The organism is Streptomyces sp. NBC_01335, assembly GCF_035953295.1.
GTDB lineage: Bacteria > Actinomycetota > Actinomycetes > Streptomycetales > Streptomycetaceae > Streptomyces.
The window spans coordinates 2,381,117-2,395,190 of record NZ_CP108370.1 but is presented as its reverse complement, the minus strand read 5'-3'; the positions used below and the strand labels follow the sequence as shown (position 1 = coordinate 2,395,190).

The window sequence follows — 14,074 nt, the reverse complement described above, 5'->3', positions numbered from 1 at the left end:
GCGGCGTCAACGGGTTTCGTCATGCGCACCTCCAAGTCGACCGGTGGTGTTTCCGGCGCAGAGGAACAGCACCGTCTTGAGCTGGAACGGCGTGAGCCAGGGGTGCTTGCCGAGGATCAGCGCGCACAGGCCCGAGATGTGGGGCGCGGCGAAGCTGTTGCCGGTCGAGCGGATGGTGCCGCCGCCGGGCCACGCCACGGGGACGCGCACACCGCGCGCGTGGAACTCCACGGGCGGCGCGGGGTTGTAGTAGTACGTCATCGGGTCGTCCTCGTCGTGGCTCGCGACGGAGATCACCGAGGAGAACGACCAGGGATAGCTGGTCACCGGCCGGTTGTGCGCGGAGACGACGAGCGCGCACCGGCGGAAGTAGGCCCGGTCGGCGAGCTCGTGGAGCTGCGCGGTCAGGGCCGGCCGGGTCGTTGCCAGGCTCAGGTTGATGACGTCGAAGTTCTGCTCGACGGCCCAGGAGAGCCCGGCGATGAGCGCCGGGCCGCTGCCCGTCTTGCCGTCGGTCAGCACCTGGACGGACGAGACCGAGACCCCCGGCGCGAGGGACCGGATCACCCCGGCGCAGGCGGTGCCGTGTCCGGCGCGGTCGGTGGGCTCGCACGGCACCATCTCCACCTCGCCGTCCTCGGCCGTCGCGGCCGTCATGGCGAGGTCGACCGGGCCGACCATCGGGTGGCCGCCCTCGACCCCGCTGTCCACGACGCACACCCGGACCCCGGAACCGTCGGCTCCGCCCCACGCCCACTCCGGGGAGACCGATTCCAGGGGGACGGACGCGAACCTCTCACGCGCCTGCGCCCTCGTCGCGCCCCAGGCCGGTACGCCCGGCGTGTAGGGCCGCGCGGGCCGTCTCCAGGGTGGATCGCTCATCGGTTCTCCCACGCTCCGGCCGCTCTCCACGCCCGCACCGTCCGGGCGGGGAGCACGGCCTCCTTCGCCGTCAGGGCGTCCAGCGCCCGCCCGGCGGCATGCCGGGCGCGCTCCGGTTCACCGGCGGCGTCCAGCACCCGGGCCGCCTCGAACCAGACGTCACCGATGAGACAGGGGTCGTCGGTGCCCTCCAGCGTGGCGGTCGCCCGCTCGGCGTCCCCGACCGCGTCCCCGTACGCCCCGGCCCGCGCCCGCACCCGCGCCCGCAGCGCCAGCCGGACGGCCCGGGTACGGGTCTCCTCCGGCCGGTCCGCGGGCGGCCCGGCGAGCTCGGCCGCGTCCGGACCGAAGCCGTCCCCGGCGCAGAACCGCTCCCGGGCCGCGTACAGGCGCAGGGTGGCCGCCGTCCGCGTCTGCCCCAGAGCGGCGAGCCCGTCCGCCGCGGCCGTGTAGTGGCCGGCGGCCGGCAGGTGCGCCCCGGCGAGGGACTCGACGAACCCCGCCGTCTGGCCGGCCGCGAGCGTTCCGAGGGCCAGTGCCAGGTCGTCGCAGTGCCTGCGGACCAGCGCGATGTCCTCGCGGGCCGCGTCCACCCGGTCCGACAGGGCCAGATGCCGGGCCCGGGTGAGCAGGACCGGCACGAGCAGGCTCCGGTCGCCGTCGAACCGCCGGACCAGCTCCTCGCAGAGGTCGATGGCCTGGGTGAGCGGGGTCGGCGACCACTGCGTCAGCTCACAGATCGACGCGAGGATGCGGTTCCCCTCGTAGGTGTCGCCGAGCCCGCGCGCCCGGCGGAGCGCGTCACGCATCGAGCCCTCCGCCGCGCCGACCCGGCCCTCGGCGAAGCTCCGCAGCGAGGACAGCTGGTGCAGCCTGCACCAGCTCAGGTCGTCCGCCGGACCGGGCTCGGCACGTCCGGCACCCGGGGCGTACGGGGCCCCGGCGGGCTCCGCCCCGCCCGAGCGCAGAGCGATCAGCTGCCGCAGGATGGCGCAGGTGTCCCGGGTCGGGGCGTCGGCCCCGTTCCTGCGCTCCGCCTCCGCCACGGCCTGCCGGGCGCTGTCCCAACGGCCCAGCGCGGCATACGTGTCGGTGATGCGGGCGGCGAGTACCCGGTGCTGGGGGTCGCCGTCCGGAGTGAGACCGCGCCCGCGTTCCATCAGCGAGACGGCTGCGGGCAGGTCCCGGCGGTGCAGCGCCCGGTACCCGGTGGCCACCAGGGCGCGGGCCGCACGCCCGGTCAGCGCGGGCAGCCCGGGATCGCCCGGATCGGCCTCGGACAGCAGGCGGCACGCGGACTCCAGGCGGTGGGCGAGGTCGCTCTCCGCGGCCGGGCCCGGCGGACGGGCTTCGAGCCGGTCCGCGAGCACGGTGTGCCAGGCCGCGCGCCGGGCCTTCGAGGTCATCTCGTACAACGTGTCCCGGGCCAGTGCGCGGGTGAACCGGTACGTGCCGGGCGAGCCGGACAGATGGATCACCCGGGAGCGCACCAGCCTGGCCAGGGCGTCGTCGAGGACCCCGCCCGCCAGCGCCGGCTCGTTCACGGCGAGTGCGCGCACCTCCTCGGCACCGAACGACCCACCCACCACCGCCGCTCGTTCCAGCACGGCCCGGTCGGCAGCCGGCAGCCGGTCCAGCCAGGCCGTCAACAGGACCCGGATCGACGTGGGAACGCCCCGGTCCACGGCCTCCCGGCCGACCAGGTTCTCCAGGAGCAGCTCGGCGAACAGCGGGTTGCCGTCGCACTCCCGCACGACCCGGGCCAGGTCGTCCTCGGTGGCGACCGCCTCCTGCGCGGCGACCTCCGCCCGGTCCGCGAGCAGTCCCACCAGCCGCTCGGTCTGCGCGGGCGGCAGCGCGTCGAGACGCAGGGCGAGGTCCCCGGCCGGCACCGCGCCCGTCTCGGCGCGCGCCACGCGGATGACCAGCAGCGGGGTGTCCCGGGCGCCCTTGCCGAAATCGGCGACCATGTCGGAGAGGGTCGGCTGCGCCCACTGGAAGTCCTCCAGGACCAGGATCACCGGGGTGTGGCGGCCCAGGGCCTCCAGGAGCCGCCGGAACGCCCACCCGATCTCGTCGACGCTCACCGGGAGCCCGCTCTCGGTGCGGATGCCCAGGGCGACCGCGAGGGCGGTGACGGCGCGGTCCGCGCTCGGGCGCAGCGTCTCCAGCGCCCCCTGCGCCTCCTCCCAGCCGCCGGGCAGCGACCAGACCGCCTCGGCCAGCGGGCGGTGGGCGAGTCCGGCGCCGTACGCCTGGCAGCCGGCCCTCAGGACGACGGCGTCCTCCCCGGCCCGGCCCAGGAACTCCCGCACCAGGCGCGACTTGCCGATGCCCGGGGGGCCGGCGACCGTGACGAGGAGGCTGCGGCGCTCGCCCCGGGTTTCCGCGAACTCGTCCAACAGGAGCCGTAGTTCACCGTCGCGCCCGACGAGCGGGACCAGGTCCTCCCGGCTCGCCGCGTCGAGGACGGACAGGACCCGCCGGGCGGCGACCGGTTCGCGCTTGCCCCTCACCCGCAGCGGTGCGACGGCCTCCATACGGACCCGGCCGCCGACCAGGCGGGCCGTCTCCTCGCCGACGAGGATCTCGTGCGGCTCGGCGTGCGACTGGAGGCGGGCGGCGGTGTGCACGACGTCCCCGACCACCCTGGCCGCGCCGCCGAGTGCCCCCGCCACCACGGCCTCTCCCGAAGCGATCCCGCAGTGGGTGTCCAGCGGCACCCCCGCGCGGGACCCTCCGGCACCGGTGCCGATGGCCGTCACGGCCTCCCGGACGGCGCACGCCGCCCGGACCGCGTGCAGGGCGTCGTCCTCATGGGTGACGAACGCCCCGAAGACCGCCATCACGGCGTCGCCGATGAACTTCTCGACGACGCCCCCGTGTTCGGTGACCGCCGTCGTGCAGGCCCGGTAGTACCGGTCCATCGTGCGCCGCAGCGCTTCGGGGTCCAGGGTCTCGGCGAGCACCGTCGAGCCGACGAGGTCGATGAAGAGCGCCGTGACGATTCTGCGGCTGTCCGACGACGGCGCCCCCACGACGACCGGGGTGCCGCACTCCGGGCAGAACCGGGCTCCGTCCGGCACCGTGGCACGGCAACCGCCGCACCGCGCGGCGTCGTTCACAGGAGCTTGAGGTCCTGTCCCTCCACCTCACCGGACACCGCTTCCAGCCGCTCCTTGACGGTGTTGAGGACCTGGACCTCGTGCTCGCTGAGCCCCGAGAGGACCGAGCGCTGCTCGACCGCCAGCAGGTCCACCGGGTGGCCGGCCTCACGTAGTGCGTGCAGGGCGTCGAAGGGCATGACTACCGGTACCTCGTTCCCGTAGTGCGGCCAGTCGACAGGGACGCCGGCCGATCCGATGGAGCGCTCCGCGACCGTCAGCACCGCGAGGGCGCCGATGCCCCCGGGGGCCTCCTGCCGCTTCCGCTCGTCCGCGGGCAGCGGCGGCCAGATCCCCTGGACCAGAACACCCTGGGCGTACAGTCGCGCAATCATTTCCGTGCGATTCGATGCGCCCGTTCTTCGGAGCATGTTGCATAAATGAGCCGCCACCGTGTGCGGGCTGATGCACAGAGCCTCAGCGATATCCCGGTTCGAGGAGCCGGCGGCCACGAGCGAAGCGATCAAAATCTCACGCCTGGTCAAAATCTTCACCCCTCGTTTCGGCGAGCGAAGCGTTGGCCGGCAGAGAAATGCCGCGCTCCCGGGCAAGAGAGTAGCTGCGGGTCATGCTCCGGACAAGCACGCCTTGAGTGGGTTCATATGCCACCGGAATCATAGTCATTCGAGGGATACGAAGCCCGGGCGTGCCGGAGCATCCTTGCGATTGCACCAGCCCGTGACCATCCCCATGAAGGAGTGACCCATGTCGCAAGCACCCCTCGACGCGCTGCGCAGCGCCGGCACCCCGGTCGACCTGCTGTCGGAGTCCGAGCGCGACGTCTTCAGTGCCCTCAGCCCGGACGAGGTCGCGGTCCTCGGCTCGATCCAGGCCCGGCTCAACGCCGTGTCGGCCGCGGTCGAGGGCCAGGTGAACGACAACCAGGTCAACGTCCTCTGCTGATTCCAGACCCGGTGGGTCCGGCGGCACCGCCGCCGGACCCACCGGACCGCCGTGCGCCCGGACACCCAGAGGGAGCGTGATGATGGACCAAGTCAGCAGATACCTGGTGCTGAGCGACCGCGCGTACGCCGACACCACCGGCGTCCCGGTTCGGCTCGCCTACGGCACCCGCACCGCCAGCACCATCGCGGTGGACCTCCCCACCGCGCGGGCACTGGAGGCCCGGGACGCCGGCGCGCTCACCCCGGCCTGGACCGGCGCGCTGCGCGCGGCCCAGCTGCTCGTACCGGCCGGCGAGGACGAGCTGTCCGCCGTACTCGACCGCAACCGACGCGCGTCGGCGGAGCGTTCGGCCGTGCACATCGCCCTGCTGCCGACCTCCTACTGCAACATGGGGTGCGCCTACTGCGGCCAGGAGCACACCCGGGGCGGGCTGTCCCACACCCACCGCAGCCGGGTCCGCGACCGCGTGCTGCGCGCCGTGAACGCCCCGGAGACCCGCAGTGCCCGCATCGACTGGTTCGGGGCCGAACCGATGATGGGCTACGCGGTCATCCGCGACCTCGCCCCCCGGTTCGTCGCCGCCGCCGCCGAGCGCGGGGTCGCCTACTCCTCGGTGATCGTCACCAACGGCTCCCTCCTCACCCCGAAGAAAATCGGCACACTGATCCGCTCCTGCGGGGTCACCCATTTCGAGATCACGATCGACGGGCCGCCGGACATACACAATGAACACCGGCCACTGAAAAGCGGACGCGGATCTTTCTGGAACATCGTGCGCGCCGTGCGTTCCGTACTCGACGAACCGGATCTTGGGCCCACCCATTTCTCGTTCCGGACGAATGTCGATGTGCACAACCAGGACGACGTACCCCGCTATATCGAGCTGATGGCGGAGTTGGGTTTCAGCCACCCCCGCGTGTCCTTCTCGATCTTTCCCGTCCACTCGTGGGGAAACGACGTATCGGCGATCGAGGTGTCCAAGCAGGAGTTCGCCGAACGCGAGACGGGGTGGCTCCGGCTGCTCGCCCAGCACGGGCTGCACACGCAGCTGATGCCGACCACCGCGCGGAAGGTCCTCTGCCCGGCCACGACCCGCTCGTCCGAGATCATCAGCAGCACCGGAAACATCTTCTCGTGCAGCGAGTACCCCCTCGTCCCCGAGGCCGAGCGCACCCTCGTGCTGACGCACATCGACCGGGCGGGCACCGAACCGGTCCGGCCGCTGGGCCCCTTCGACGGCTGGAACGACGAGATCGCCGCGGGCACCACCTGGTGCAAGGGCTGCGTCTTCATGCCCACCTGCGGCGGCGCCTGCCCCAAGGCATGGCAGGAGGGCCATCCGCCCTGCCCCAGCTACAAGTACAACGTTCAGGAGAGGCTCGATCTCGTCGCCGCCCAGATCGGCCTGCGCGAGGCGGCCGGTGAGCCCGCCGGAGCCCGGTGAAGACGGCGGAGACCGGCCCGGACTCCCCTCGCCGGCTACTCATCGGGGTGTGCGGCTCCGGCAACGTACTCGCCGTTCCGCAGTACCTCATGGCCCTGCGCACCGGCCTCGGACCCGGCGTCGAGATCCGCATGGCCATGACCCGCTCCGCCGCCGTGCTCGTCCCGGCCGCCACCATGCGTCTGCTGTGCCGGGACGTGTACTGCGACGGCGAGGACGAACTGACGATCGGCCATGTCGCCCCCGCCGTCTGGGCGGAACGGTTCGTCGTCCTGCCCGCCACCGCCAACATGCTCGGCCAGGCCGCCAACGGACTCGCCTCCGGACTCCTCAGCTCGGCACTGCTCGCCCACGAGCGCCCGGTGCTGTTCTTCCCGAGCATGAACAGCCTGATGTGGGAGCGCCCCGCCGTCCGCCGGAACGTGGCCCGGCTGCGCGCCGACGGCCACGCCGTGGTGGACCCGGTACCCGCCCCCGCCTGGCAGATCTCCGCGGGCGACGTACGCAAGAACCTCGGGCTGCCGCCGCCGAACACCGTGACCGCGGTGATCCGCGAGTTCCTGGACCTGGACGTGACGGCTGTCCCGTAGGGCGCGCCTTCACACTGCCGTCCGCCGTGCGACGGCAGTTCGAGGACACCGCCCAGGCCCGCTCGGCGGCTGAACACCGGCACCAGCACGAGGAGGACACGTGGCACCAGCCGGACAGAGGTTCCGTACGGCACTGGCGAGCGGACCGATGTCGGTGCGCGGCTTCCGGCTGCTGCTCGCCGGGCAGCTCTCCTCCACGGTCGGCGACTACTGCTACGCCGTGGCGCTGCCGTGGCTGATTCTCTCCGGTGACGGCGGCCCCGTCCTGCTCGGCACGGTCCTGGCCTGCTACGGCATCCCCCGCGTCGTCACCATTCCGCTGGGCGGCGTGGTGGCCGACCGGATCGGCGGCCGGCGGGTGATGCTCGTGGCCGACCTGGTGCGGGCCGTGGCCGTGGGCATCCTCGCGGTGCTCGCCTCGACCGGGACACCGACTCTGGCCCAGCTCGCGCCCATCGCCGTCGTCCTGGGCGCCTGCTCCGGGATCTTCATCCCCGCCTCGTACACCCTTCTGCCCGCCCTGCTGCCCAAGGAGGACCTGGGCCGGGGCAACGCCCTGTCGACCATGGTCAACCAGGTCGGCGGACTCCTCGGGCCGACGGCGGGCGGCGCCCTGGTGGCCGCCTTCGACGCGGGCCCGGCGCTCACCGTCGACGCCGCGTCCTTCCTCGTGTCGGCGCTGGTGCTCGCCCGGATACGCTCCGGCGCGGATGCGGACGCGCCCCGGAAGGACGGGCCCGCGGGTGCCGAGGAACTCCCGGCCCGCGAGACGTCCTTCGTCGAACTGCTGCGCCACGGAAGGCTGTTGCACGTCGTCCTGGTGGTGGCCCTCGTCTGCAACCTGGCCTTCAACGGCACGATCGAGGTGGCCCTGCCCGAACTGGCCCACCAGGGCATGGGCGCCACCGGCTACGGTGTCCTGCTCACCTGCCTGAGCCTGGGCGGTCTCGCCGGTTCGCTGGTGGCCGCCCGCAGCCGGCCGGTGGAGTCGCCCGCCTATCTCTTCGCCGCCCTCGCGGTCGTCATGGGCATCGCCTTGAGCGCCGTCCCGTACGCCGGCGGCCTGGTCGGCGCCGCCGTGTGCGTGTGCGTCTACGCGCTGGCCAGCGGCTGGCAGAACATCGTCGTGGTGACACTGCTCCAGGTCTGGGCCCCGCCGGCACTCATCGGCCGGGTCATGAGCCTGGTCATGCTGGCCGTCATGGGCACCTTCCCGGTCTCCGTGGCCGTGGCCGGCTTCGGGGTCCGCCACCTCGGCGCGGCACCGTTCTTCCCGGTGGCGGGCGCGGCCATCGCCCTGTCCGTACTGGGCGCGCTCAGCCAGCGCGCCTTTCGCGACCACCGCTCCGGCACCGAGTACGCCCCACCGGTCCCCGCACCTCCGGGGGCCCCGGCGAGCGGCCCCGCCTCCGGCGTGCAGGCCGCCCGTGCCCCGCATCCACGGCAGGACAACAGTCAGGAGTCACAGCGATGAGCGTGTTCGTCCCGTTGGGCATGCCGCGGTTCGAGGGGGAGCCCGGCCACGGCCGGCGGCCGGGCCGGGGCACCGGCAACACCGCCTACCTGCTGGTCAACCCGCCGGTGACCGACCCGACGACCGCCTACCACTCGATCCCGTACCTCGTGGGCGCCGCCCGCGAGGCCGGCCACACCGAGTACGCCTGTGTGGACGCCAACCTCGACGCCTTCACCTACCTCGCCGACCCCGAGCGCTTCGGCGCGACGCTCGCCGCCGCCCGCCGCGCCCGCGCCGAGATCGACGCCAGGTCCGCCGCCCCGCGCCGGCACGACGAGATCCGTTACCGGCAGGCGCTGGCCGCCGAGGGCCTGAGCGCCACATCGGCCCGCGACGCGATCGGCGTGTTCCAGGACCCCGAGCACTTCTACCACCCCCCGACCTACGCCCAGGCGGTCGCGGTGATGAGCCGGTGGTGGGACCTGATCGCCCTGGAGATGCCGCCCGGCGCGGCGGACGGCTTCTCGATGCGGGTGAAGTCCGCCGTCAACCTGTGCAGTACGGCGGACCTGTCCGACCCGGCTGTCCCGGCGGCCCTCGCCCGCCCCTTCGAGGGCTACTTCGCCGACGAGTTCGTCCCGAAACTGCGCGAACGCCCCTGGGCGGTGGTGGGCCTGTCGGTCAACTACACCAGCCAGCTGCCCGTCGCCCTGAGGATGGCCCGCCTGATCCGTACCGTGCTGCCCGACACGGTGATCGTCTTCGGCGGCACCGAGGTCGGCGACGTGGTCAAGTACGCCCCGGACCTCGCGGCCCCGTGGCGGGTATTCCAGGACGCCGACCTGATCGTGCCCGGCGAGGGCGAGGCCGCGCTCATCGGCATCCTCGACGCGGTCGGCAACGGCGCGGTCCGGGGCGGCGACGCCTTCGAGGCCATCGGCGGCGTGATGACCAGGAGCCGGCCGGTCCCCGACATCGCGTACAGCGATGTGGCGGCGCTCGCCTCCCCGGCGTACGACGTGTGGGACTGGGAGCGCTACTGGGCACCCGAGCCGGTCATCCTCTACAGCCCGACCCGGGGCTGCTACTGGAACAAGTGCACCTTCTGCGACTACGGCCTCAACACCGACCGGCCGACCTCGCCGTCACGTGAACGCCCTGTCGCCGCCGTGCTGGAGGACCTGCGGGAGGCGAGCCGCTACGGCAGGACCCTGTACTTCGCGGTGGACGCCATGTCCCCCCGCTATCTGCGCACCCTCGCCGCCGCCCTCGTGGAATCGACCCTGGACCTGCGGTGGTCCGCCGAGCTGCGGTTGGAACGCACGTTCCCCAAGCGTGCCGTGGGTGAACTCCTCGCGGCCTCCGGCTGCGTCGCGATCTCCTTCGGCTACGAGTCCGGCGCCCAGCGGATCCTCGACCTCATCGACAAGGGGGTCGGGATCGACGTCGTCCCCGACGTCCTGGCCGAGCTGGCACGCAACGGCATCGCCGCCCAGATCATGGGCTTCACCGGCTTCCCCACCGAGACCCGGGCGGAGGCGCTGGCGACGTACGAGTTCCTCCAGCACCACGAGAAGCTGTGGACCACCGCGGGCATCGGGGTGTTCGCGCTGACGCCCGGTTCCATCGTGGCCAAGGACCCCGGGCGCTTCGGCGTCGATCTGCTGCCGCTCTCCGCCTCCGACGACATCCGGCGCTACCTGCCCTGGCGGGACCGGGAGACCGGCGAGGCCCACTGGCCGGTGGCGGAGGACCCGCGGATTCCCCGCGAGTACAGCACCGGCAACCGCAAAACCAGCTTCGACCGCCCCTTCCTCGGCGGCATCGACTCCGCGCACACCCTGCTGTACTTCGCGCGTTTCGGCCGCGGACTCCTGCCCGAGGCACCCGAGGGGACCGGCCGCGAGAAGGAGCCCCGTGTCCGCCTGGTCGAGGAGCCGGTGGTGAGGATTCCGTTCGCCTCCGTCGACGAACTGACCGGTGTCGACGAGCTGATGGCGGAGGTGAGCCGCAGGAGCAGGGCGCACCTCGACACCACGTCCGGCGCGTACGAGGAATGGCTGGACGGCCCCGGCACGGCCCGACCCGGGGCCTGCGGCGTCCTGGTCATGGCCAACGGCGGCCTGGTCGAGGTGCCCGCCGGGGTGGACTTCGGCACGGACAACGCCGTGACCCGCGCCCTGCGTGTGATGCTCGCGACGCAGGCCCGGGTCTGAGACCGCCCGGGGCGGCCGGGGCGGACGAGGGGGACGCCGGGCATCCTGGATGTCCGTCCCGGCCGCCACCGGCTCGTTCGGGGCGAAGAAGTGCTCCGGGTTGTTCAGCGGTCCAGGCGACCTGCGGCCGTGGCGGGTGCGGTCAGGACCGCTCCGAGAGGGCGCGCTTGAGGATCTTGCCCGTCGGGCCCTTGGGGAGCGTGTCGGCGAGGCGGACGATCCGGGGGTACTTGTACGGGGCGACCCGGGCCTTGACGTACGCGCGCAGGTCCTCCGGCGTGGCCGTGACACCGGGCCTGAGCGTGATGAACGCGGTGATCTCCTCCCCGTGGAGCTCGTGCGGGACGCCGATGACGGCGGCCTCGGCGACGGCGGGGTGCGTGTAGAGCAGTTCCTCGATCTCACGGGGGTAGACGTTGTAGCCACCCCTGATGATCATGTCCTTCTTGCGGTCGACGATGAAGTAGTGCCCGTCCACGTCGCGGCGGGCGAGATCGCCGGTACGGAACCAGCCGTCCGTGAAGGAGGCCGCCTCGGCATCGGGCCGGTTCCAGTAGCCCGACATGATGTTGGGGCCGCGTACGGCGATCTCCCCGATGCCGCCCTCGGGGGAGTCCTTGCCCTCCTCGTCGATCAGCCGGACCTCCACCCCGTCGATGGGTGTGCCGATCGAACCGGGCTTGCGCACACCGTCGACCGCCCCGAGCGTGACCACAGGCGCGGTCTCGGACAGTCCGTACCCCTCGACGACGGGGCAGCCGAAGGCCGCCTCGAAGCGGTGCAGCACGTCGACCGGCATGGCCGAGCCGCCGGTCGCCGAGATCCGCACGGTGTCGGTGCCCGCCCCGCCGGCCACCTCCGCCGCCGCGAGCAGGGCGACGAACATGGTGGGCACCCCTTCCATGACGGTGACCTGGTCGCGGAGCAGGATCCGCAGCGCGGCGGCGGCGTCGAAGCGCGGCAGGAGCGTCACGCAGGCGCCGGTCAGCACGGCGGCGTTGAGTCCGCAGGTCTGCCCGAAGACGTGGAAGAAGGGCAGGCCGCCGAAGACCGTGTCGGTGCCGGTGATGCCGAGGAGCCCGCTGACGGTCTCGGTGTTGCTCTGCAGGTTGCCGTGGGTGAGGACGGCTCCCTTCGGGCGGCCGGTGGTGCCCGAGGTGTAGAGGATTACGGCCGCGTCGTCGTCCGCGCGCTCCGTGATCGTGGTGGGGAGCTCCACGGAGGCGAGAGCGTTGGCGAATTCGGCGGTGGTGACGTCGGTGCACGTGATGCCCAGCCGCTCGGCGGCGAGCGATGCCTCCGCCGCCGCCGCGCCCCAGGTGACGATCGTGCGAGCGCCGCAGTCCCCGGCGCTGTAGCCGACCTCGTCGGCCTTCAGCAGGGGGTTCATCGGAACGACGACAGCACCCGCCCGCAGTGCTCCGTAGTAGACGACCGCGAACTGCGGGATGTTGGGCAGCATGATCGCGACACGGTCGCCCGGCGTGACGCCCTCCGCGGTCAGCCAGGAAGCGACTCGGGCACTGTGCTCGTCCAGGGTCCGGTAGTCGAGCACCTGGTCGTCGAGACGGAGGGCGGGACGGTCGGGGTGGGCCTCGGCGGTGTGCGCCAGGTTGTGGGCGAGATTGGTCACCGTTGACCTCTTTCGTGCGGGCTTTCGATGCGACTCTGCGGATACGCGCCCGAGGCGCTTTCCGTCGGTACGGGGCTCACGCGTCCTTGGCGGCGGTGTAGCGGGCGGCCCCGCCCGTCAGGTAGTTGATGTCTCCCAGGCCCTGTGCCTGGGAGAGCTGGGCGGTCAGACCCTGGATGGTGACCGCGTCGAGCACCGAGTGGAACTGGCCGTCGTCGGAGAAGTTGATGTTCGCGCCGTAGACGACGTACAGCACGACGGTGTCCTCGGTGTTGCTCTCCGGCACGAAGAGCTTGTGGACGGAGGCACCGGGCTCGTACAGGTACGAACCCTCGGTCTGCGGCTGGTCCGGGTACTCCCGGTAGGCCCACGAGCCCTTGAGGGTGTACGCGTGCACGGCACCCGTGTGCAGGTGGATCGGGAGCTCCGCGCCGGGAGAGAAGTGGGCCAGCACGACCCAGACGCCGACCTCGGGGTCGAGGAAGAGCGGCTGGTAGTGGATGCCCGGGCCGAGCGAGTCCTTGATCACCGGGATGTCGTTGACGTTCAGCGTCAGCAGCTCGCCCTGCGGGAGGGACGTGACGGGAAGCTTGGCGGCGGAGGGCTGGACGGCCATCTGCTGTCTCCTTGTTCTTCAGTGTTCGCGCAGTTCTTCAGTGTTCGCGCACGGGTGGGTGACGGTGCGTCAGTGTGTGGGGACGATGAGAACCTTGGCGTCCTTCTCGGGGTCGGCCAGGCCACGGCAGGCGTCCACGACCCCGTCGAGGCCGACCCGGCCGGTGATGAGCGGCTCGGCCCGCAGCTCGCCGGCCGCGAGATGCGCCAGGGTCCGGGCGAACTCCTCGACCGTGTAGTAGAGGGAGAAGACCAGGTCGATCTCCTTGAGCACGCCGAAGGTGGGCAGGAAGCGGTCCTCGGCCATGCAGAGGCCGGCGACGACCACCCGGGAGCAGGCAGGGGCGCCGGCCAGTACCTGCTGGATGACACCGGGCACGCCGACGCACTCGAAGACCACGGACGGACGGAACGGCAGCGTCGGGAACAGCGCGGTCTGGCGCCCGTAGCGGCTCGGCTCGCTGACCGCTGCCACCTCGCGCCAGGAGTCGTACGGGGAGGTCTCGCGCGGGTCGACCACGATGTCGGCGCCGAGTTCGGCGGCGAGGGCGCGGCGGGCGGGCGAGAAGTCCGCCGCGATGACCGGACCGATGCCCCGCATCTTCAGCACCGAGATCACCGCGAGGCCGATCGGGCCGCAGCCGATGACGATCGGAACGTCGTCGTTCCCGAGGGCTCCGCGGTTGACGGCGTGCAGAGCCACCGCCAACGGCTCGGTCAGCGAAGCCACTTCGCTCGACAGGTCGTCGGGCACCGGCATCAGCAGCCCCTCGGTCAGCACCATGTACTCGGCGTAGCCGCCCGGCGCCTCGACGCCGCCGAATCCCAGGTTCACGGGCACGGGCCGGGCGAGCACGGGCGGAGACACGACGCGGGCGCCGGGCGCGAACGTCCCTTCCGTCCCGGGCCCGTCGCGTACCACCTCGGCGCAGAACTCGTGCCCCAGCACGACCGGCCGGTGCGGGTCGAGCAGGTCTCCGCCGGTCACCGCCCTCACGCCGGCGGCGAGTTCGTGGCTGTGCGACACGCAGTGCAGGTCCGAACCGCAGATGCCGTTGGCCAGGGTCCTGACCAGGACCTCGCCGGGGCCGGGGACGGGTATCGGCACCTCCGTGAGTTCGAGGCCGCCGTTCCGCAGGATTACCGCTCGCATCGTCATGAGGTCTCT

The 14,074-nt window shown here is 72.4% G+C and carries 11 protein-coding genes and 1 pseudogene; 5 read left to right on the top strand and 7 right to left on the bottom strand.

Annotated features, from left to right (window positions below):
- Window positions 1-6: 6 nt before the first annotated feature.
- From OG599_RS10225 to OG599_RS35440, 4 genes and pseudogenes are all read right to left on the bottom strand, one after another.
- Window positions 7-882 carry a S8 family serine peptidase gene (locus OG599_RS10225; RefSeq protein ID WP_327175660.1) on the bottom strand — a complete coding sequence of 292 codons (876 nt, stop codon included), beginning with the start codon at window positions 880-882 and terminating at the stop codon, window positions 7-9.
- The gene (locus tag OG599_RS10220) at window positions 879-3,968 is read right to left on the bottom strand and encodes an AAA family ATPase (RefSeq protein ID WP_327175659.1); all 3,090 of its coding nucleotides are present in this window, start codon (window positions 3,966-3,968) and stop codon (window positions 879-881) included. Before OG599_RS10220 ends, OG599_RS10225 begins: the two co-directional genes overlap by 4 nt.
- A 35-nt stretch (window positions 3,969-4,003) precedes the next feature.
- The gene (locus OG599_RS10215; protein ID WP_327175657.1) at window positions 4,004-4,381 is read right to left on the bottom strand and encodes an aroma-sacti cluster domain-containing protein; all 378 of its coding nucleotides are present in this window, start codon (window positions 4,379-4,381) and stop codon (window positions 4,004-4,006) included.
- A 6-nt stretch (window positions 4,382-4,387) separates the two neighbouring features.
- A pseudogene (locus OG599_RS35440) lies at window positions 4,388-4,540 on the bottom strand (response regulator transcription factor); the annotation flags it as partial.
- A 211-nt stretch (window positions 4,541-4,751) separates the two neighbouring features.
- Here OG599_RS35440 and OG599_RS10210 point away from each other — a divergent pair.
- The 5 genes from OG599_RS10210 to OG599_RS10190 all read left to right on the top strand — a co-directional run bounded on the left by OG599_RS10210 (window position 4,752) and on the right by OG599_RS10190 (window position 10,658).
- Entirely contained in the window at window positions 4,752-4,949 is a 198-nt protein-coding gene (locus tag OG599_RS10210) for an aroma-sacti cluster domain-containing protein (protein ID WP_266703991.1), read from the top strand.
- A gap of 79 nt (window positions 4,950-5,028) precedes the next feature.
- Window positions 5,029-6,396, top strand: coding sequence for a radical SAM/SPASM domain-containing protein (locus tag OG599_RS10205; RefSeq protein WP_327175656.1), 1,368 nt, complete (start codon window positions 5,029-5,031; stop codon window positions 6,394-6,396).
- Window positions 6,393-6,986, top strand: a complete 594-nt coding sequence (locus OG599_RS10200; protein WP_327175655.1) for a flavoprotein — start codon at window positions 6,393-6,395, stop codon at window positions 6,984-6,986. The genes OG599_RS10205 and OG599_RS10200 overlap by 4 nt, the downstream gene beginning before the upstream one ends.
- 100 nt (window positions 6,987-7,086) lie before the next feature.
- A complete protein-coding gene (locus OG599_RS10195) occupies window positions 7,087-8,460 on the top strand; it encodes an MFS transporter (protein WP_327175654.1) in 1,374 nt (457 codons plus the stop codon).
- Complete coding sequence (locus tag OG599_RS10190) at window positions 8,457-10,658, top strand: B12-binding domain-containing radical SAM protein (protein ID WP_327175653.1); 2,202 nt, start codon at window positions 8,457-8,459, stop codon at window positions 10,656-10,658. Before OG599_RS10195 ends, OG599_RS10190 begins: the two co-directional genes overlap by 4 nt.
- Window positions 10,659-10,800: 142 nt before the next feature.
- Here the strand turns inward: OG599_RS10190 and OG599_RS10185 are convergent, their stop codons facing one another.
- From OG599_RS10185 to OG599_RS10175, 3 genes are all read right to left on the bottom strand, one after another.
- On the bottom strand, window positions 10,801-12,291 hold the full coding sequence (locus tag OG599_RS10185) for a long-chain-fatty-acid--CoA ligase (RefSeq protein WP_327175652.1): 1,491 nt from the start codon (window positions 12,289-12,291) through the stop codon (window positions 10,801-10,803).
- Between the two features lie 76 nt (window positions 12,292-12,367).
- Window positions 12,368-12,907 carry a 2,4'-dihydroxyacetophenone dioxygenase family protein gene (locus tag OG599_RS10180; RefSeq protein WP_327175650.1) on the bottom strand — a complete coding sequence of 180 codons (540 nt, stop codon included), beginning with the start codon at window positions 12,905-12,907 and terminating at the stop codon, window positions 12,368-12,370.
- Window positions 12,908-12,976: 69 nt separating this feature from the next.
- A complete protein-coding gene (locus OG599_RS10175; RefSeq protein WP_327175649.1) occupies window positions 12,977-14,065 on the bottom strand; it encodes a zinc-binding dehydrogenase in 1,089 nt (362 codons plus the stop codon).
- Window positions 14,066-14,074 lie beyond the last annotated feature (9 nt).